22 protein-coding genes are annotated in these 18352 nt (G+C 60.9%); 9 read left to right on the plus strand and 13 right to left on the minus strand.

All coding sequences use genetic code 11. From position 1 onward, the window contains the following. Window positions 1-13: 13 nt before the first annotated feature. From ccmD to DVJ77_RS12345, 11 genes are all read right to left on the minus strand, one after another. The gene (ccmD, locus tag DVJ77_RS12295) at window positions 14-217 is read right to left on the minus strand and encodes a heme exporter protein CcmD (protein ID WP_114845817.1); all 204 of its coding nucleotides are present in this window, start codon (window positions 215-217) and stop codon (window positions 14-16) included. After that, on the minus strand, window positions 214-972 hold the full coding sequence (locus tag DVJ77_RS12300) for a heme ABC transporter permease (RefSeq protein WP_114845818.1): 759 nt from the start codon (window positions 970-972) through the stop codon (window positions 214-216). Before DVJ77_RS12300 ends, ccmD begins: the two co-directional genes overlap by 4 nt. Before the next feature lie 6 nt (window positions 973-978). Continuing rightward, the gene (gene ccmB / locus DVJ77_RS12305; protein WP_114845819.1) at window positions 979-1665 is read right to left on the minus strand and encodes a heme exporter protein CcmB; all 687 of its coding nucleotides are present in this window, start codon (window positions 1663-1665) and stop codon (window positions 979-981) included. 66 nt (window positions 1666-1731) lie between these two features. Further along, window positions 1732-2370 carry a cytochrome c biogenesis heme-transporting ATPase CcmA gene (ccmA, locus tag DVJ77_RS12310; RefSeq protein ID WP_114845820.1) on the minus strand — a complete coding sequence of 213 codons (639 nt, stop codon included), beginning with the start codon at window positions 2368-2370 and terminating at the stop codon, window positions 1732-1734. Between the two features lie 102 nt (window positions 2371-2472). Further along, window positions 2473-3885 carry an FAD-dependent oxidoreductase gene (locus DVJ77_RS12315; protein WP_114845821.1) on the minus strand — a complete coding sequence of 471 codons (1413 nt, stop codon included), beginning with the start codon at window positions 3883-3885 and terminating at the stop codon, window positions 2473-2475. Window positions 3886-4086: 201 nt separating this feature from the next. Further along, entirely contained in the window at window positions 4087-4575 is a 489-nt protein-coding gene (gene phaR, locus DVJ77_RS12320) for a polyhydroxyalkanoate synthesis repressor PhaR (protein WP_114845822.1), read from the minus strand. A gap of 103 nt (window positions 4576-4678) precedes the next feature. Next, entirely contained in the window at window positions 4679-6232 is a 1554-nt protein-coding gene (locus DVJ77_RS12325; RefSeq protein ID WP_114845823.1) for a DHA2 family efflux MFS transporter permease subunit, read from the minus strand. A gap of 114 nt (window positions 6233-6346) precedes the next feature. Next, window positions 6347-7555, minus strand: a complete 1209-nt coding sequence (locus DVJ77_RS12330; RefSeq protein ID WP_114845824.1) for an HlyD/EmrA/EmrK family protein — start codon at window positions 7553-7555, stop codon at window positions 6347-6349. Further along, complete coding sequence (locus tag DVJ77_RS12335) at window positions 7542-9089, minus strand: efflux transporter outer membrane subunit (RefSeq protein WP_225427975.1); 1548 nt, start codon at window positions 9087-9089, stop codon at window positions 7542-7544. Before DVJ77_RS12335 ends, DVJ77_RS12330 begins: the two co-directional genes overlap by 14 nt. 10 nt (window positions 9090-9099) lie before the next feature. Next, complete coding sequence (locus DVJ77_RS12340; protein ID WP_114845826.1) at window positions 9100-9624, minus strand: MarR family winged helix-turn-helix transcriptional regulator; 525 nt, start codon at window positions 9622-9624, stop codon at window positions 9100-9102. A gap of 101 nt (window positions 9625-9725) precedes the next feature. Continuing rightward, complete coding sequence (locus tag DVJ77_RS12345) at window positions 9726-10514, minus strand: TatD family hydrolase (protein ID WP_225427976.1); 789 nt, start codon at window positions 10512-10514, stop codon at window positions 9726-9728. A gap of 220 nt (window positions 10515-10734) precedes the next feature. On the opposite strand from DVJ77_RS12345, the gene DVJ77_RS12350 reads away from it, so the two are divergent. After that, on the plus strand, window positions 10735-11331 hold the full coding sequence (locus tag DVJ77_RS12350) for a glycine zipper 2TM domain-containing protein (protein ID WP_114846095.1): 597 nt from the start codon (window positions 10735-10737) through the stop codon (window positions 11329-11331). Between the two features lie 9 nt (window positions 11332-11340). After that, window positions 11341-11844 (plus strand): outer membrane lipoprotein, encoded by a 504-nt coding sequence (locus DVJ77_RS12355; RefSeq protein WP_114845828.1) that lies wholly within the window; start codon window positions 11341-11343, stop codon window positions 11842-11844. Window positions 11845-11924: 80 nt separating this feature from the next. Here DVJ77_RS12355 and DVJ77_RS12360 read toward each other — a convergent pair whose 3' ends face one another. Together DVJ77_RS12360 and ygfZ are read right to left on the minus strand one after the other, a co-directional pair. Beyond that, window positions 11925-12359, minus strand: a complete 435-nt coding sequence (locus DVJ77_RS12360) for a cell wall hydrolase (protein WP_114845829.1) — start codon at window positions 12357-12359, stop codon at window positions 11925-11927. 448 nt (window positions 12360-12807) lie between these two features. After that, a complete protein-coding gene (gene ygfZ / locus DVJ77_RS12365) occupies window positions 12808-13605 on the minus strand; it encodes a CAF17-like 4Fe-4S cluster assembly/insertion protein YgfZ (protein WP_114845830.1) in 798 nt (265 codons plus the stop codon). Window positions 13606-13737: 132 nt separating this feature from the next. Between ygfZ and DVJ77_RS12370 the strand changes: the two genes are divergently transcribed. The 7 genes from DVJ77_RS12370 to DVJ77_RS12400 all read left to right on the plus strand — a co-directional run bounded on the left by DVJ77_RS12370 (window position 13738) and on the right by DVJ77_RS12400 (window position 18273). Then, window positions 13738-13902, plus strand: coding sequence for a DUF1674 domain-containing protein (locus DVJ77_RS12370; RefSeq protein WP_114846096.1), 165 nt, complete (start codon window positions 13738-13740; stop codon window positions 13900-13902). Between the two features lie 90 nt (window positions 13903-13992). Beyond that, window positions 13993-14388 (plus strand): succinate dehydrogenase, cytochrome b556 subunit, encoded by a 396-nt coding sequence (gene sdhC / locus DVJ77_RS12375; RefSeq protein ID WP_114845831.1) that lies wholly within the window; start codon window positions 13993-13995, stop codon window positions 14386-14388. Continuing rightward, entirely contained in the window at window positions 14385-14774 is a 390-nt protein-coding gene (gene sdhD, locus DVJ77_RS12380; RefSeq protein ID WP_114845832.1) for a succinate dehydrogenase, hydrophobic membrane anchor protein, read from the plus strand. Before sdhC ends, sdhD begins: the two co-directional genes overlap by 4 nt. Before the next feature lie 5 nt (window positions 14775-14779). After that, complete coding sequence (sdhA, locus tag DVJ77_RS12385) at window positions 14780-16567, plus strand: succinate dehydrogenase flavoprotein subunit (RefSeq protein WP_114845833.1); 1788 nt, start codon at window positions 14780-14782, stop codon at window positions 16565-16567. 194 nt (window positions 16568-16761) lie between these two features. Continuing rightward, window positions 16762-17547 (plus strand): succinate dehydrogenase iron-sulfur subunit, encoded by a 786-nt coding sequence (locus DVJ77_RS12390; protein WP_114845834.1) that lies wholly within the window; start codon window positions 16762-16764, stop codon window positions 17545-17547. Between the two features lie 68 nt (window positions 17548-17615). Then, window positions 17616-17864, plus strand: a complete 249-nt coding sequence (locus DVJ77_RS12395; protein WP_114845835.1) for an FAD assembly factor SdhE — start codon at window positions 17616-17618, stop codon at window positions 17862-17864. Continuing rightward, window positions 17836-18273 carry a protein YgfX gene (locus DVJ77_RS12400; RefSeq protein WP_114845836.1) on the plus strand — a complete coding sequence of 146 codons (438 nt, stop codon included), beginning with the start codon at window positions 17836-17838 and terminating at the stop codon, window positions 18271-18273. Before DVJ77_RS12395 ends, DVJ77_RS12400 begins: the two co-directional genes overlap by 29 nt. The last annotated feature ends 79 nt before the right edge of the window (window positions 18274-18352 follow it).

Consider the following 18352-nt stretch of genomic DNA (forward strand, 5'->3'; position numbering starts at 1 on the left):
GTTGCGGCCGGCTTCAAGGCGAAGCTGGCGGAGTGCGGGTGGCGCGTGCGGCTTGACGGGCCAGGCGTGTGCGTAGTTCGCACAGATTGCGGCGACGGCGTAGCGAGGGCGCGATGAAGTCGGCGATCAACACGATAAAGAACACCGCGTAGGCAGGCCAGATATAGGCGGCGTAACCGCCCATCGCAAAGAACCCGCTCAAAGACAGCCCGCTCATTGGCGCCCCTCGCGCTCGGCGATCTGGCGCACCCAGTCTTTGCCGCTTTCCATCGCCAGCAGGTCAACGCGCACGCGGCTGAACAGGCTGGCGAGGTAATAGAACTTGGTAGCCGCCATCATCGTCAGCAATGGCCACAACATGTCGCCGCTCATCTTGGATGGGCCCAGAATGCGCACGGTCGAACCCTGATGCAGGGTGTTCCACCAGTTGACCGAAAAATGCACGATCGGCACGTTGATGATGCCGATAATGGCGAGAAACGCCGCTGCGCGCGCGCCTTGGCGGCGATCCTCGAACGAGTGATACAGGCCGATCACGCCCAGATACAGAAACAGCAGCACCAATTCCGAGGTGAGCCGGGCGTCCCAAGTCCACCAGGTCCCCCACATCGGTTTGCCCCATAGCGAACCGGTCACCAGGGTGATAAAGGTGAAGGCCGCACCGATCGGCGCCGATTCCATTGCCACCACTTCGGCCAGCTTGATTCGCCACACCAGGGCGATAAACGAGGCGACGGCCATCACGCCATAGATGAACAAGCTCATCCAGGCGCTGGGTACGTGGATAAAGATGATTCGATAAGCGTCGCTTTGCTGGTAGTCGGGCGGTGCCAGCACCAGGCCGCCGTACAGTGCGACGGCGCCAAGCAGTACGGCAAGCGCTAGCATCCAAGGGCGCAAGACGCCGGCAAAGCGATAAAAGATCGGCGGTGAGCCGAGCTTGTGCAACCAGAGTGGTATCCAGTTAGCCATGGGGCCTCATGCGTCCAGAGCAATACGAAGGGCGGCGGCGCAAGCCAACGGGGCAAGCACCAGGGCCAGTGCGAGTGCGGCACCCAGCCAAGCGATCGGTGCAAGCCATGGCAACCCCTGTTGAGCCGCTGCGACCGCACCGGCGGCGAAGATCACCACTGGCACGCATAGGGGCAGCAGCATCAAGGCCAGCAGCATACCAGAGCGCCGAGTGCCGGCCGTGAGGGCCACCAGCACGGCGCCAAGCAGGCTTAGTAGCGGTGTGGCCAACAGGAGCGCCAGCAGCAACACCGGCATCACTGGCGCGGGCAGGTGCAACATGCCGGCCAATAGCGGCGCAGCCAGAATCAACGGCAACGCGGTAGCCAGCCAATGCGCAAGAATTTTCATGCCGAGCATCAGCGCCAGCGGCTGCGGCGCCAGTACCAGTTGTTCCAGCGAACCGTCTTCGATATCGCTGCGGAACATGGCATCAAGGGCCAGCAGCATCGCCAGCAGCACCGTAACCAGTACCACGCCACCGGCGATTCGCTGCAGCAGTGCGTCTTCCGGCCCCAGTGCGAAGGGAAACAAGGTGGTGACGATCAATGCGTACAACACCGGCATGGCGATATCGCCGCGGCGGCGCCAGGCCAGGGTCAGGTCGCGGCGGAGCAAGGCAGCACAGGCGATGGAGAGCGGTGCGCTGCTCATGCTGCTATCCACTCCCTAGTTTGCCGGGGAGGGATAGAGAGGGGTTTATGTGCATGAAGTGCGAGCTTAGCCATGCATTCGAATCCGCTTGGGCTCGCCACTGAGAAAACTCACCGCACCATGGCTGGTGACCAGGGCCGCGCCGCCGCGCGCCGTATGTTGTTCGAGCAGGTGGTTCACCAGTTCGATGCCGGTGCGGTCGAGATTGGCATAGGGCTCATCGAGCAGCCATAGGGTGGCCGGCAGCAAAAGCAGGCGGGTCAGCGCGGCGCGTTTTTTCTGCCCGGCGGAAAGCCTGCGTACCGGTTCGTCTTCGTAGCCGCTCAGGCCGATTTCCGCCAAGACACGCGCGATATTGCCGCCAGCGCGTTGACCATAGAGGCCGATGGCTACGGCCAGATTCTCACGAGTGCTGAGATCAGCCTTCAAGCCCAGGTGGTGACCGAGGAAGAGGATGTCTCCGCTGTAGCTGTCGCGTTGCCAAGACGAGCCGCGCCAACGCAGCTCACCTTCGTCCAGATGCAGCAAGCCGGCCAGTACGCGCAGCAACGTGGTTTTGCCGCTGCCGTTGTCGCCCTCGACCAAGGCCACTTCGCCGGCATGCAGGCGAAAGTCCAACGGACCGAACACGGGTTCGTCCTGGCGATAAAAAGACAGAGCCCGCGCTTCGAGCAGAAGCGGAGCCGTTGCGGTGGCGGCAGTCATCCGGGCGATTGTCCGCAATGCTTGCCAGGCTTGTCCATGCGGCGCACTGCCGCCGGTAGGGGGGATCGATCATGGGTGGGCCGGGACGCAGCGAGCGGGGGTTTATCCATTTCGCAAGTTGGGCAGCGGCGGCAAAGTGGATTGCACGGTGGCGATGGCGGCATCCAGATCGACGCTACTGGCGTCGGTCGATCCTTGCAGCAACTGCTGCAGCAATTGATCCTGCGCGCGGCCGCGCTCCAGCGCATAGGCGTAGGGCAGATGGGTGAAGGTGACCATGCGGTAGCGCGCCATGAAATGTTGCGGCACCCGCTCGGCCAGCAGGGCACCGAGTTCACGTTTGGCCAGATAATGCGGATCGGCCACCGAGTCGCGCATTTCGACATAGTTCTCCAGCGCCATGGTCGCGATCGCATAGGCATTGGGCTGGCGGATGCGCTGGAACTCGGCGAATACCTCGGCGGTATCTTGCGGCGACTCGGCCAGCAAGGCAGCCAATGTCACGGTGTCTTCGAAGCCGCAATTCATGCCTTGGCCGTGGAATGGCACGATGGCATGCGCCGCGTCGCCGATCAGCAAGGCACGGCCGTCGAGGTGCCAGCGATCCAGATAGAGCGTAGACAGACTACCGACCGGGTGACTGTCGTAATCCTCGGCGAAGCGCGGGATCAGCGGCAGCAGATCGGGAAATTCCTCACGGAAGAAGGCCGCCGCATGGGCGGCGTCCGGTAGTTGGGCGAAGCTCGGCGGCGCCCCCTGCGCAGGCAGAAACAGAGTGACGGTGAAGCTGCCCTCGGTATTGGGTAGCGCAATGCACATATAACCGCCGCGCGGCCAGATATGCAGCGCATGCGGCTCCAACGCGAACTGGTCGTGACCGCCGCTATCGTGCAGGCGGTCGCTTGATAGTTCGCCGGCAGGGGGTATTTCCAGCTCCTTGTACGCATGGCCGAGCGATTCGACCCGCTCACCCAGTGGCGCGTAGGCATTCATCGCCGCGCGTAGTGCCGAGCCGGCACCGTCGGCACCGATCAAGACCTTGGCGTCGATGCTGCGCTCTATCCCATGTTCATCGGCCAGCCGGATGCGCCGCGCATTGAAATCCGCGTCGACCAGCGATTGGCCGAAATGAAAGCGCACACCGGCGGTCTCGGCGGCGTCCAGCAGCAACATGTTCAAGGCGCCGCGGGAGACCGACCAGATCACCTCGCTGTCGTCCACGCCATAGCGCTGCAGGCCGGAGCGGCCGTCCGGGGTATGCACCATGCGGCCACGCATCATCACCGCGCGTTGCAATACGTCTTGCGCCAGTCCAGCGGTGCGTAATGCTTGCAGGCCGCGTTCGGCCAGGGCCAGATTGATCGAGCGACCGCCGCTGAATCCGGCGTGGCGCGGATCGGGGCGCTTCTCGTAGACGTCGACGATAAAGCCGCGTTGAGCCAGTTGCTGGGCAAGCAGGGCGCCGACCAGGCCGCCACCAATGAGAGTGATCGTTTGCTGCGTCTGCTGCGACATCAGGTGTTCCGTCGATTACATCGGAGCACTGTTCCGCATGCGCGGGGATTTGCGCAAGGGGGAAACCCAAACTATTTACCGGCTTGGTCGCACGCTGACCCCAGCGCTATGCAGCAGAATGGCTTACGCGATCCTGCCGCACGGCAGCACATGTTGTACTGCAATGTTTAGACAAGCTCTTGGCGTGCTTGAAAGTGTTGCTCAGCCGGGTTTTTTGCCGCCGCGAGGGGGCGTTGGGATAGCCTGCGTGGCGGTATCGAGCAAGCCACGCTGCATCGACTTCCAGGCTTCCATGTTGCGCTCGGTCAGCTCATTGAGCATCGACCACGGGGTCTGCCCAAGCATGGTATTGAGCTGGGTGCGGAACTGCTGCTGCTGATCCAGGAACACTTGCAGGCTGCGCTCCAGATACGGCCCCATGAAGCCCTGCAGCGAGTCGCCATAAAAGCGGATGATCTGGCTGAGCAGTTGCGGGGACAGCATCGGCTGCCCTTTTTCCTCGTGCTCAGAGATGATCTGCAGCAATACGGAGCGAGTGAGATCTTCGCCGCTCTTGGCGTCGCGGACCTCGAAGTTTTCGTTGTCCAGCACCAATTGACGGACCTCCTCCAGGGTGATGTAGCTGGAGATTTCCGTGTCATAAAGGCGACGGTTCGGATACTTCTTGATAGTGCGCTTAGTTTGTGCCATGCGACACAAACTAGCAGAAGGTATTGCGCTGCACCAGCCGCCTAGCGCAAATTTTGCTGCACCGAGGGGTGCAGCAATCTGGTGCCGACTTTAATGGCCGACTTTAATGCCCGGTCGCGCCACCGGCGCTGCCGAACGGCGGCCTGGCCAGCCACAGCATCGGAATCAGCAGCAGGAACAGCACCGCGCAAACCCAGAACACATCGTTTACCGCCAGGGTCAGTGCTTCTCGCGTAAGCAATTGATCGACCATGCTCAGCGCCTGCTTCGATGACATGCCCGAATGGGTGAGTTGTTGCAGGAAGCTGGTCGCGGCGGGTTGGGCCGGGCTGATGTTTTCGGTAAGCGTTGCATGGTGATATTCGCCACGGTGCTGCCACAGTGTCACCGTGGCGGCGGTCGATACGCTGGAGCCCAGGGTGCGGCAGAAATTGGCCAGGCCGGAGGCGCTGGCGATTTCCGATGCCGGCAGCCCCGACAAGTAGATCTGGTTAAGCGGAATGAAGAAGCAGGCGATGCCGATGCCCATGATGAAGCGCGGCAACACCAGGGTGGCGAACGAGGCCGAGCTGTCGAAACTGGCGAACCAGAACGAGGTGCCAGCGAAAATCATGAAAGCGAAGGTAACGACGGCGCGCAATTCCAGTCGCTGAATATTCGCGCCGATCACCGGCGCCATCAGAAAGGCGAGTACGCCTACCGGGGCACTGGCCAGGCCGGCCCAGGTCGCGGTGTAGCCCAGGGTGGTTTGCAGCCACAGCGGGAACACCACATTGATGCCGAAGAACGCCATCATGCCTAGCGATAACGCGGTGACGCCGATGGTGAAGTTACGTTGTTTGAATAGCGAGAGATCCACTACCGGGTGTTTGGCGTGTATTTCCCACACGATAAGAAAGGTCAGGCAGATCAGGGCGGTGATGCCGAGTACGGTAATCATCGGCGAGGCGAACCAATCGTGGTCGTTGCCATTGTCCAGCATGAACTGCAGCGCGCCTACGCCTACCACCAGCAAGGTCAGCCCGATGATGTCGATCGGCGTCTTGAACGTCTTGGTCTCGCGTTTGTGCAGAAGTCCCCAGGTAATGACCCCAGCCAGTGCACCGACTGGCACGTTGATATAGAAAATCCACGGCCAGGAGAGGTTGTCCGTCAGCACGCCGCCGAGGATCGGGCCGAAGATGGGCGCCACCACCACCGTCATTGCCCAAAGCGCCAGGGCGATACCTTGTTTGGCCTTGGGATAGCTCGATAGCAGCAGGGTCAGTGACAGCGCCACCATCGGACCGGAGCCGGCGCCTTGCAGCAGGCGGCAGAGCACCAGCATCGGCATGCTGCTGGCCAGGCCGCACAGCATCGAGAAAACCACGAACAGAAAGACCGAGGCGACAAAGGTGCGTACCTCGCCGAAGCGCCGCGCCAGCCAGCCGGTGAGCGGCTGCATGATGGCGCTGGCCAAAGCGTAGGAGCTGATCGTCCAGGTGCCTTCACTCGGGCTTACGCCCAGGCTGCCGGCGATATGCGGCACCGCCACGTTGACGATGGTCATGTCCAGCACTTCCATGAAGGTGCTGAATGCAACGGCGATGGTCAGCAGTACCAGCGCACCGCCTTGCAGCGGCTTTAGCGGTACGGCGTCGTTAGGCGTGGTGGCCATGGATGGGATCCGGTGATGGCAGGCGATGCAAAGCGGGAATGGAGCTGAAGTGAGGCGGGGCGTTGGATTGGTGGCTGTACGTTTGCCATTTCCCGCCGCCAACGCCCCGTCGTGTCACTTCTCGCTGCGACCGCCGTTTAAATTCGCTTGAATGATCTGCTCGGCTTCCGCATCCGCCTTGCTCGCCATTTGCTCGTACACCGTGGTCTCGGCTGCGGGCTGCTGGGTGGAATTGGGTGCCAATACCGGCCCTTTGTCGTCAGTGATGTCGACAGTGACCTCGGTGGACAGGCCGATGCGCAGCGGATGCTGGTCCAGATCCTTGTTGTCCAGGGCAATGCGCACCGGTACACGCTGCACGACCTTGATCCAGTTGCCGGTGGCGTTTTGCGCCGGCAGCAACGAGAAAACACTGCCGGTACCGGCGCCAAGGCCGATGACCTTGCCGTGATATTCGGCGCCACTGCCGTAGACGTCGGTGACAATCTTTGCCGGCTGGCCGATGCGGATATGGCGAAGCTGGTTCTCTTTGAAGTTGGCGTCGATCCACAGATCATGCAGCGGCACCACCGTCATCAGTTGCTGGCCGGGTTGCACGCTATTGCCGAGCTGCACGCTGCGTTGGGCGACGTAGCCCGAAACCGGCGCATAGATCGCATTGCGTTGCGCTGCCACCCAGGCGGCACGGAAGTTGGCGCGAGCCTGTTCCACCGCCGGATTGGTGGCGATCTCGGTGCCTTCGATCGAAGCATGTGCGGCAGCGGCTTGCGCCTCGGCGGCAGCAACGGCGGCACGGGCTTGCTCCACGCCATCGCGCAGATGCTGCACAATTTCCGGTGATTCGGCCTGCTCGGCAATCAACGGCAGGCGGCGCTGCAGATCGGCCTCGGATTTTTTCAGCTCCAGACGTGTCGAGACCACCTGCGCATCGGCACCGCTGGCCGAACTGGTCTGCTGACGAACTTGACGCACGGCCTGGGCAAGTGCGCTGCGCGCCTGGCGCAGACGTACATCAGCATCGGTGCTATCGAGTTTCACCAAGACCTGGCCGGCCTCGACGCGTTGGGTGTCGTCAGTAAGGATCGCCACCACCGTGCCGGGAACCTGGGCCGAGATGGCCACCTGGTTGCCACCCACATAGGCGTTGTCGGTCTTTTCGCGTAGCGATAATACAAACCACCACAGCAGCAGCCACACCAGGCCGGCCGCGAGGAAGAGCAGGGTCACCAGCAACAGGGCGCGGCGGCGCTTGGGTGGATCTTTGGCGGCCAGGCCGCTGTCGTTCCCGTTCTGCGATGGAAGGGTGGATTCAGTGGCGCTCATGGTCGGCGTCTCCGGTGGTGCTTGAATGCGTGGAAGAGGAATCGACGGCTTCAGAGGACAGGCGATAGCCGCCACCCAAGGCCTTAATCAGAGAGAGGTCGGTAGACAGCGCCTGTGCATGCAAGCTGACCGCATTGTCTTTTTGCTGCAGCCATTGCGCAGTGGCTGCCAGCCCTTCACGGGCGTCGCGCACGCCTTGGCGCGAACGGGCCTGCGCGCTTGCCAACAAGCGTTCATTGGCGGCGAGCTGCAGGGCTTGTTCCTTGCGTTGCGCAACAAGTTGTTCGGCCCCTAGCGCCTGGCTCGAAACCTCGCGCGCCGCATTCACCACCGTGCCGTTGTATTGAGCCACCGCGGCATCGAGTTGCGCGCGGCTGACGCCGTAGTTCGCTTGCAGTCGGCCGCTTTCAAAAATCGGCAGATGCAAGGCCGGAGTCAGCGACAAGACCCGGCTGCCGCTGGAGAACAGATTGCCAAGATCACCGCCGCCACCGCCTGCCGACAGGCCGGGCAACGAGGGCGCGCCCTGGTTGGTACTGGACAGGCCGACCAGGGCAGTGATGCTGATGTCAGGAAAGAACTGCGCGCGTGCGGCGTCGGTCTGCCGTAGCGCTGACTCCACTTGCCAGCGGCTTGCTGCGATATCGGGGCGGCGGGCGATCAGGTCCAATCGCGCATCGGCAGGTATGCCGCTGCGAACCTCGGGCAATGCGCGCGGTTGCAACGGAGGTAATTGATCCGGCGCTATGCCGAGCAGGGCGGCCAGCGCTACCTTGCGAATTTGTCCTGAGCTGTCGATGGTGACCTGCAACTGCCGCGTCGCGGCCAACTGGGCTTTGGCCTGCTGCGTGGTATCGGCCAGATCGACGCCTTGACGCACCCGTAGTTCGGCGATGCGCACCAGTTTTTCTTGATTGGCGACGGCTTGCGCTGCGAGCGTCAGGCGCGACTGATCGGCCTGCCAGCCGAAATAGGTGTCGGCGACGGCGTTCTGAATGGTCAGTGCGGCGGCGCTGCGCTGTGCTTCAGCGGAGCGCGCTTGATCCAGTGCGGCCTCGATCGAGGCACGCTTCTTGCCCCACCAGTCAAAGTCATATTGAAACTGCACACCGAGGTCGGCCTGGTTGTACCAGGTGAAACCAAGGAACGCTGGCGGCATCAAGCCGTGTTCGCTCAAGCGCTGGCGCGTCACCTGTGCGCTGCCGTTGATACTCAAGCCCATTTGCGCCGAAGTCAGGCGCACACTTTGCTCGGCATTCAATACGCGGCTATGCGCTTGAGCAAGATCGGGCGACTGCTTCATCGCCAGCGCTATGAGCGTATCGAGCTGCGGATCCTGGTAGATACGCCACCATTCGGCGTCCGGCCAGCCGGCACGCGCTGATGTTTGCAAGCCGGCCAGCGGCACATCGTCGCGTAGCTGTGCCCGTTCCAGTTTGGTAGGGATCGAGCAGCCGATCAGTGCAACGGCGAGTGCTGCGACCAAGGTCCAGCGGCCATAGTGCGGGGCATGCTTCATGGGGACTTCTTTCATGGGGATGTCTTCATGATTGAACGTCGGCGTTCAATTGATCGAGATTGACGGCAACCTTGCGCAGCAGCCGATCGAGGTTGCGTTTATCCGCATCGCTGAAGCCGATATATGCGGCGCTTACGCGGGGGAACATGGGCGGCAGCATCTTTCGTACAAAGCGGCGGCCATCGGGTGTGATTCGAATCACCACGCGGCGCCGATCTTCTGCGCTGGTGCCGCGCGTAATCAATCCGCGCTTGACCAGGGCGTTGGTAATGCGCGTCATGTTGGTCGCGCCTTGCGCGGTGAAATCGCAAAGCTCCCCAGGTGTCGAGCTGCCGTCGGCGCGGCTGAAAAGAATCACCAGGGTACGGAAGTCGCTGTCGTTGAGCTTGTACGGCTTGAGTTTGCGCTCTACCTCTTCCTGCAGGCAGCCGCTGACCATCAGCAATAGACGTGTGAGTACGACATCGGCTGCGGGAAGCTCGGGCACGACCGCTTTAACGCGGCCGATACCCTCATCCATCATGTCGATACAGGCGGTCAGGCGAGTCATTTCATCAGCGCATATTTCACCAGTGAAATAAAACGATAACGATTTAACTCGAACTGGGCAAGTGCCCGAAGATGAAATATTTCTTGCAGATACTTCGGGCTTCAGCCCAAGCCAAAGAGCTTACGGGCATTGGCGGTTGTCGCGTCTGCCAGCGCGTGCGGGTCCTCGTTGCGCAATTGGGCGACGCTTTGCAGCACCTCGACGATGCGCGCCGGCTCATTGCGTTGACCGCGATGTGCGGCATCGGGCTGATCCGGCGCGTCGGTTTCCAGCAGCAAAAATTGCAGCGGCATCTGCGCGACGATTTGGCGTAGCCGCTGCGCCCGCTCGTAGGTCACCGGGCCGCCGATGCCAAGATGGAAGCCTAGCTGCCAAAGCTGGCGCGCCTGTTCGGCGCTACCTGAAAAGCTGTGCACGACCCCGCGCAGCCCGCCGATGCGCCGCAACATCAGGGTGACTTCTTCAAGTGCCCGGCGCGCATGGACAATCACCGGTAAGTCGAACTCGCGCGCCAGTTCGAGCTGGCGTGAAAAATAATGCCGTTGCGGTTCGGCCGGCAGATCTTCGATATAGAAATCCAGGCCGATCTCGCCAAGGGCGACCGGGCGGTGACTGCGCAATCGATCCGCGAGCATGTCGAGGTGTTCGGGGCGATGTTGCGCAATAAACATCGGATGCAGCCCGTAGGCCGGGTAGAGGTCGCGGTGGGTTTCGCAGCATTGCTGAATGCGTGGCCAGCTTGCGGCATCGACTCCGGGCAGGATCTGGGCGATCACGCCCGCCGCCCTCCCGCGCGCCAAAACGGCGTCGCGATCGACCTCAAAGCTCAGGTCGTCCAGGTGTACATGACTGTCAACTAACGCATACATATCGGGTTGCCTGGTGGTCATGAGGCGTACATGGCGGTCGATAGCGGATTCTCATCACATCCTGAGATGTTGGTATTTATCGTTAATGATCGATGCTGGATTGGTCTGGCTCTTATTCAGTTTGATCCATGTTCAATAGCGCTCAGACGGTTCGCGCAAAAGGGGGCCTCACTGTGTAGAGCATGCAGTGGCCGGCGCGATCGCAAACTAGCAGAGGAGGTCCGTGATGAATAAGTCCGCGATGAATAAGTTGATGGTCAATGCGCTTTATGTGGGAATCGCGGCGACGCTGGCGATGGGCTTGTCGGCCTGCAACCGGGAAGCCAGTGCTGGCGCCGGTGCATCGCCCACTGCCGGCGCTGCGCCTACGTCGATGCCCGGCGACAACGGGGCGAAGTACGGCCGCGTGGTTAGTGTTGATCCTGTGCGCGGGAGCGCCAGTGACCCGCAGCGGGTTTGTCGGGACGAGGTAGTCAATCACACAGCGCCTCCGGCTGACCAGCACCAGATCGCGGGTATGGCGATCGGCGCGGTGGCGGGCGGCTTGCTTGGTAACCAGGTCGGTGGCGGCAAGGGACGCACCTTGGCGACCGTGGCCGGCGCACTAGGCGGCGGCTATGCGGGCAAGAAGATCGAGGAGAGCCATCAGCAGGGCCGGGTCACCTCGACCGTGGAGCACCATTGCAGCACGGTGAACAAGGGCGACCCCAACAAGATCGTCGCCTATGACGTGCGCTACGAATACAACGGCGTCACCCGTACCGTGCGGATGGATCATGATCCGGGTGATCGCGTGCAGGTGCAGGAAGGTGTGGTCTCGGTTTCCGACGCGCGCTGAGGTTTCTCAATGAACAAGCTAAGCAACAAGCTCGCACTGGCTGCCTTGGTCGCAGGCAGTATGAGTCTGGTCGGATGCGCCACACCTTATGAGCGCGGTCGCGACTACGGCAATCAGGGCCGCTATCAGAACTCGTCTCAAGGTGGCTATGGTCAAGGTGGCTATGGCGATCGTTATCGTTGTCAGAGTTGCGGCGTGGTGCAGGACGTGCAGCAAGTGGAGACGCAGGGCGGCAACGACGGCACCCTGGGCACGGTCATCGGTGCAGTGGCCGGTGGTTTGCTCGGCAATCAGGTCGGCAGAGGCAATGGCCGCAAGGCGGCGACTGTCGCCGGTGCCGTCGTCGGTGGCGTGGTGGGTAACCAGGTCGGCAAGGGCGGTGGCGGTGTTGCCTATCGGGTAAGCGTGCGGCTGGACAACGGCCAGTACGTCAACGTGACGCAGCGCGATGACCCGCGCGTTCGGCAAGGCGATTACGTCGAGGTGAGCGGCGACCAGGTAATCCTTCGCTGATAAGTCGTTTATTCAATAGACGTCTAGATGTCCAAAAAAAAGCCCCTCGAAAGAGGGGCTTTTTCGTTTTGATGATGCGATCAGTTTACGCGATAGAACGTGTGTTCGCCGATCGTGGTGCCTGGTCGGTTGCGCGACCAGTTGGGTGCGACGTCAACGGTGGCGAAGTGATCGGCATTGGGTACCAGCAAGCGACGCTCTGCAATCGGCAGTGACCAATTGTTGATCGACTCGCCGGCGATTTTCCAAGCCTTGTTAAAAGCATCCAAATTCGTGATGTCGAAACTGTGCGGTGCTGTAGTGATGGCGAACTGGCGCGGCGACTTGACCACCTCACATACGGTGTCGCCCCATAGGCCACGTTCGCGACGACGGAGAGCAACCTCGGCTACGGCAAATTGCCCGTTAGCTGGTTCACTGCGTGCCTCAAGATATACCGTCGTTGCCAGGCAGGTCTGGTCAGCGAGGGGTTGCGGGAGCACGGATGCCAGCCACATCAACATAGAAAGCTTCATTTTTGATCTGCCTCCAACTTGCAGTACGCGTCAGGCAAATAGCTGGCCTTATGCGCAGTTGCGGCGGACGGGCGGGCAGGCCGTTCCACCTGGATGGAGCGTTTGGCCCAAACGGCGGCTGAACGCTTTGCCACGGGATCGTGGCTACTGAACGGCGATCCGGCGCCGCTCAATTTTTTTGTTGCGGCGCTATCTCAAGTCGACTCGACTCATGGCCTGCAACGATGACTCCGCATGGCTGCGGCTACTCCGGTGATCTCTCACCGGGTCGCGCTGATCCGGACCCTTCCGGTTCGTCGCGTAGTTCAGCACCCGGTTTGGGTGCCTCCAAATTGGATCGGCGAAGGCTAGTGGTGCTTTTCGTAACTGGCAAGTGCCGGGTCGCTCAAATTCATTTCACACTCACATTCGTTTACGTGGTGCACGTGATGAAATGATGAATGCAAAATCATGCGGGCCAGCTTTCGCGCAGTTGTAAGTGCATGCCGTCGCTGGTGATTTGGAAGTTTTTGCTGCTTTGTGCATTCACGCTTTCATCGGCGATAACGGCAAGCGCTTCGAAGCTGTCGTCAATTTTTACGACGTCGAGCAAGCGCGCAATTTCGCGTTCGTCGCGACGAAGCGCAGTGCCTGCAAGCGCCTCCTGCGACAAAACGACACAATGCAAATGTCGCTTGTTACCGCCGCGGTAGTGCAGTCGCGCAACGATTTCTTGTCCTGGATAACACCCTTTGTCCAAGGCCACTGCGTGCAGTCGCAACAGCGACAAAGCGGGCGGCAATAGCTCATTCAATACTTCTGCCGGCAGCCATGGCCAGCCCGCGCGTAGTTGCGCCAAGCGCCAGTGGTTATCGTTAGCGGCTCCAACGATCAAGCTATGCGTATCGCAACCTAAGGTAAGTGTCGCTTCATCGTGAAGAACAGTATGCATAGCTAACACCGGGCCGGTGCCCAGCGTGCGCGGCTCAAGCGCGCGCAGCGTCACTTTCGAGCGAAAGACGAAGCGTCGCAGGGCATCGGCCATATCGGCGGCAACCCCTCCGCGCAGCAAGAGCAGCAGGCTATCGTCGGCAAGACGTGCCAGATGAAACAATGCACGCACCCTGCCTTGTGCATCGAGCCAGGCGCTGAATTGCCATTGGCCGACAGCTAGTGCAGTAACGTCGCTACTGAACTGCGCGTGCGCGAAGGCGACGGCATCGGCGCCCTCGATCGAGAGTGTTTGGGCAGAGTGATGTGTAGTCATACCGGGTCGAAGTTGGGGTGCCGGAGGCCAAGTACAAGCGAGCCGAGTGTGTCATGCATGCAGACCGGGCGGCAGTCGTCAAGGTTGTGCTGCTTTGCCGCAGGTATTACGCTTCGGCGGCTTTCAAAAATCATGTCCGATACGTCCTCGCAGCCTGAATCCAAACCTGCTTCCGTTCCAGCGGAGCAAGTCGTCGTGCCTAAAGGTCCGGCGAGTCAGATTCCGGTTGAGCGGCCGGCACCCGACCCCACGCGCTACGGCGACTGGGAGAAAAATGGGCGCTGTATCGACTTCTGAGTAGCCGCGCGCCGACGTTTAAGCGTCGGCAGTGTGCAAGGCAGGGGCGAGACGGTTCGGGCATCAGCGATTCCACTCAGGATAGCCGCCATGGCAGACACGCGACGACCACTCTCTCCACATCTACAGATATATAAGTGGCAAGTGCAGATGGTGACTTCCATCCTGCATCGCGCTACGGGCGTGGCCTTGGCCGTAGGTACCTTGATGGTGCTGTGGGGCCTGCTTGCCCTTGCCGGCGGCGAGGCAAGTTTTAATCAGTTCAAGGTCTGCGTGGGTAGTCCGGTCGGGCTGGTCTTGCTGTTCGGCTGGAGCTGGGCGTTGTTCTATCACCTATGTAACGGTATCCGGCATTTGATCCAGGACACCGGCGCCGGTTACGCCATTCCGCAATTCGTGCGTTCGAGCTGGCTGTCGATCATCGTCAGCGTGTTGCTCACGGCGATCGTCTGGGCCTATGTGTTGACCATGGGAGGTGCCGCATGAGCGCACCCGACTTTCAAAACCCGTTGAAGCGCGCCCGTGGCTTGGGCTCGTCGCAGTCGGGTGTCGGCCACTGGTGGACTCAGCGCGTCACCGCCGCCGCCCTGGTGGTGCTTGGCGTGTGGTTTGTCGCGACCGTACTCTGCTTACTGCATGCTGATTACGCCACGGCGAAGGCCGCCATCGCCAAGCCGTGGAACGCGGTCCTGCTGATTGCCTTCTCAATCGCGGTGTTCTGGCATGCCGCGCTCGGCCTGCAGGTGGTCATTGAAGATTACGTACACACCCGCTGGAAGGAAGTGGTTTCGCTGGTGCTTATCAAGTTTCTCGCAGTGCTCGGCGCGCTGGCGAGCGTGCTGGCCGTGTTGCGCGTGGCGCTGGGAGCCTGAGATCGATGGAAAGCTACAAGATCCAACAGCATAAATACGACGTGATCGTGGTCGGTGCCGGTGGCGCAGGTCTGCGCGCGACCTTCGGTCTGGCCGAAAAGGGCCTCAAGGCCGCCTGTATTACCAAAGTGTTCCCGACCCGTTCGCATACCGTCGCGGCGCAGGGCGGTATCTCCGCCGCGCTCGGCAATATGGGCGAAGACGATTGGCGCTTCCATTTCTACGACACGATCAAGGGTTCCGACTGGCTCGGCGACCAAGACGCGATCGAGTACATGTGTCGCGAAGCGATCCCGGCGATTGTCGAGTTGGAGCACTACGGCGTGCCGTTCTCGCGGACCGAGGAAGGCAAGATCTATCAGCGTCCGTTTGGCGGCATGACGACGCATTACGGTAAAGGCACTGCGCAGCGCACCTGCGCCGCCGCCGACCGTACCGGCCATGCCATTCTGCATACGCTGTACCAGCAGGCGCTGGCGCATGACGCCACGTTCTTTATCGAGTACTTCGCGATCGACCTGATCTTCGATCAAGAAGGCGTTTGCCGTGGCGTGCTTGCCATGGATATGAACGAAGGCACCCTGCATTTCTTCCGTGGTCACGCGGTAGTGATGGCTACCGGCGGCTACGGCCGTGCCTATTTCAGCGCTACTTCGGCACATACCTGCACCGGCGATGGTGGCGGCATGGTGTTGCGCGCTGGCCTTGCGTTGCAGGATATGGAGTTCGTGCAGTTCCACCCGACCGGCATCTACGGCGCGGGTTGCCTGATTACCGAAGGCGTGCGCGGCGAGGGTGGTTACCTCACCAACTCGAACGGCGAACGCTTTATGGAGCGCTATGCACCGAATGCGAAGGATCTCGCTTCGCGTGACGTGGTCAGCCGCTCGATGACGATGGAGATCCGCGAGGGCCGCGGCGTCGGCGAACACAAGGATCATATCCACATCAACTTGATGCATCTGGGCGCTGACGTGATTCACGAGCGCTTGCCGGGCATTGCCGAATCGGCGCGTATTTTTGCCGGTGTGGATGTGACCAAGGAGCCGATTCCGGTCATTCCGACGGTGCACTACAACATGGGCGGCATCCCGACCAATTACCACGGCGAAGTCGTGCAGAAACGCGGCGATAACGTCGATGCGGTGGTGCCGGGCCTGTTCGCTATCGGCGAGGCCGCTTGCGTATCGGTGCACGGCGCGAACCGCTTGGGCTCCAACTCGCTACTCGATCTGGTGGTGTTCGGCCGTGCGGTATCGCATCGCTGCGCTGAAATCATCAAGCCGAATACGCCGCACAAAGATTTGCCGGTCAGCGTGCTGGATCAGGCACTGGGTCGCTTTGACGGTCTGCGTTTCGCCAAGGGTAGCCTGCCGACGGCGAAGATCCGTGCCGAAATGCAGCGCACGATGCAGTCTGATGCCGCCGTGTTCCGTACGGGCGAGTCGCTCAAGGAAGGCTGTCAGAAAATTTCCGCCGTGCACGAATCATTCAAAGACGTGGGCGTCAGCGACCGCTCGATGGTGTGGAACTCCGACTTGATCGAAACGCTGGAGCTGTCCAACCTGCTCGATCAGGCGGTCGCCACGATGTATTCGGCTGAGCAGCGCCCGGAGAGTCGCGGCGCGCATGCGCGCGAAGATTTCCCTGACCGCAACGACGTCGATTGGCAGAAGCACACCCTGGTTTCGGTAGATGCCGCAGGCAAGGCGAGCTTCGACTATCGTCCGGTGCATATGTACACCATGACCGATGAGGTTGAGGTGGTGCCGCCGAAGAAGCGTGTGTATTGATGTATGGGTGTTGGCTGGGGTTTTGAGGCTTTGAGTTTCTTTGGTGTTGTATTGGCGCCGTTAGAGCTTTAAACCCTAAGTTCTTTCAATGTTGTATTGGCGCTGTCAGAGCTTTAAAACCCTAAGTTCCTTCAATGTTGTACCGGCGCTCGCCAGACGAGTATGTACGGCTAGCACGATAGAGTGAGGCAAACGTGGCTGAATTTACGTTACCCAAGAATTCCAAGGTCCAGCAGGGCAAGCACTACCCTGCGAAGGACGCGAAAAAACCGCGTACCTTCCGCATCTATCGCTGGACGCCGGACGACGGTCAGAACCCGCGCATCGACAGCTATGAGGTCGATATGGCCGCATGCGGTCCGATGGTTCTGGACGCCTTGTTGAAGATCAAGAACGAGATCGATCCGACATTGACCTTGCGGCGCTCTTGCCGCGAAGGCATCTGCGGCTCGTGCGCGATGAATATCGACGGCACCAATACGCTGGCCTGCACACGTGCGATTGAAGAGTGCGGTTCGGGCGACGTGAAGATTTATCCGCTGCCGCATATGCCGGTGGTGAAAGATCTGGTGCCTGATCTGACTCACTTCTATGCTCAGTTCGCCTCGATCAAGCCGTGGCTGCGTACGCAGAGCCCGGCACCGGCCGATAAAGAGCGTCTGCAGTCCCCCGAGGACCGCAAGAAGCTCGACGGCCTGTACGAGTGCATCCTGTGCGCCTGTTGCTCGACCAGTTGCCCAAGCTATTGGTGGAACGGCGACAAGTACCTCGGTCCGGCCATTCTGCTGCAGGCTTATCGCTGGATTGTCGACAGTCGCGATGAAGATACCGGTGCGCGTCTGGACGATCTGGAAGACCCGTTCAAGCTCTACCGTTGCCACACCATCATGAACTGCGCGCGTACCTGTCCGAAAGGTCTAAACCCGGCCAAGGCGATCGCGGAGATCAAAAAGCTGATTGTCGAACGGCGCGCCGCATAAGTGTCGTTCTTCTTCTCCCTTGGCTTAAAAGGGTCAGGGGAGAGGATGCATAAGGAGGCGCTATCTCGATGGACGAAACCCGCATAAAGCGCTTGCGCTGGCGTACCCGCCGCGGTACGCGTGAACTCGATGCGCTGTTTGGCGGTTGGTTGGATGAGCGCTTCGCCAAGGCCGATGAATCACAGCGGCAGGCATTCGACGAATTACTCGACGTGCAAGACCCCGATCTGTGGGATTGGGTCATGGGGCATGCGCGCGCGCCACGCACGGACTGGCAGGCGATCATCGATGACATCCGCGCCCGCCATCGGCTTTGAATACCGTCCCTCACGATGGTTTTTGCGTCTATTGAGCGTAGTAGCTTTGTTGGCGGCACTGGCGATTGCTCTGTGTGGTCTGCCGTGGTGGTCAAAATGCCTGTTGTTGATAGCTACCTTTGTCGTGGCGCTGCGGGCGATACGTCGTACGCTGACCCGGCGTGTGATCGCCGCAGGCTGGGCCGGAGATGGCGGCTGGAGCTTGCGTATGGCCGAAGGCGCGGATGCTACGGCGACCCTCGCTTCGTTTCGGGCCATGGGCGTCTTCATATTGCTGCGCCTGGTTTTGCCCGGACAGCGGCCCATCGTTTTGGTGCTCGCGCCGGATAATTGCGATGCCGATACGCGCCGGCGGTTGCGTATGCGGCTGGCGGCGATCAAGCCTGGTGAGGCTTTGCCGCGGCTATGAGGGGGCGGACAGGCCTCAATGCCGCACTAACGTCCCGGTTCGCTGTCTGATGGCTGCTTGCCTGATAATCTGCATGCTT

The organism is Dyella tabacisoli (assembly GCF_003350925.1).
Lineage (GTDB): Bacteria > Pseudomonadota > Gammaproteobacteria > Xanthomonadales > Rhodanobacteraceae > Dyella_C > Dyella_C tabacisoli.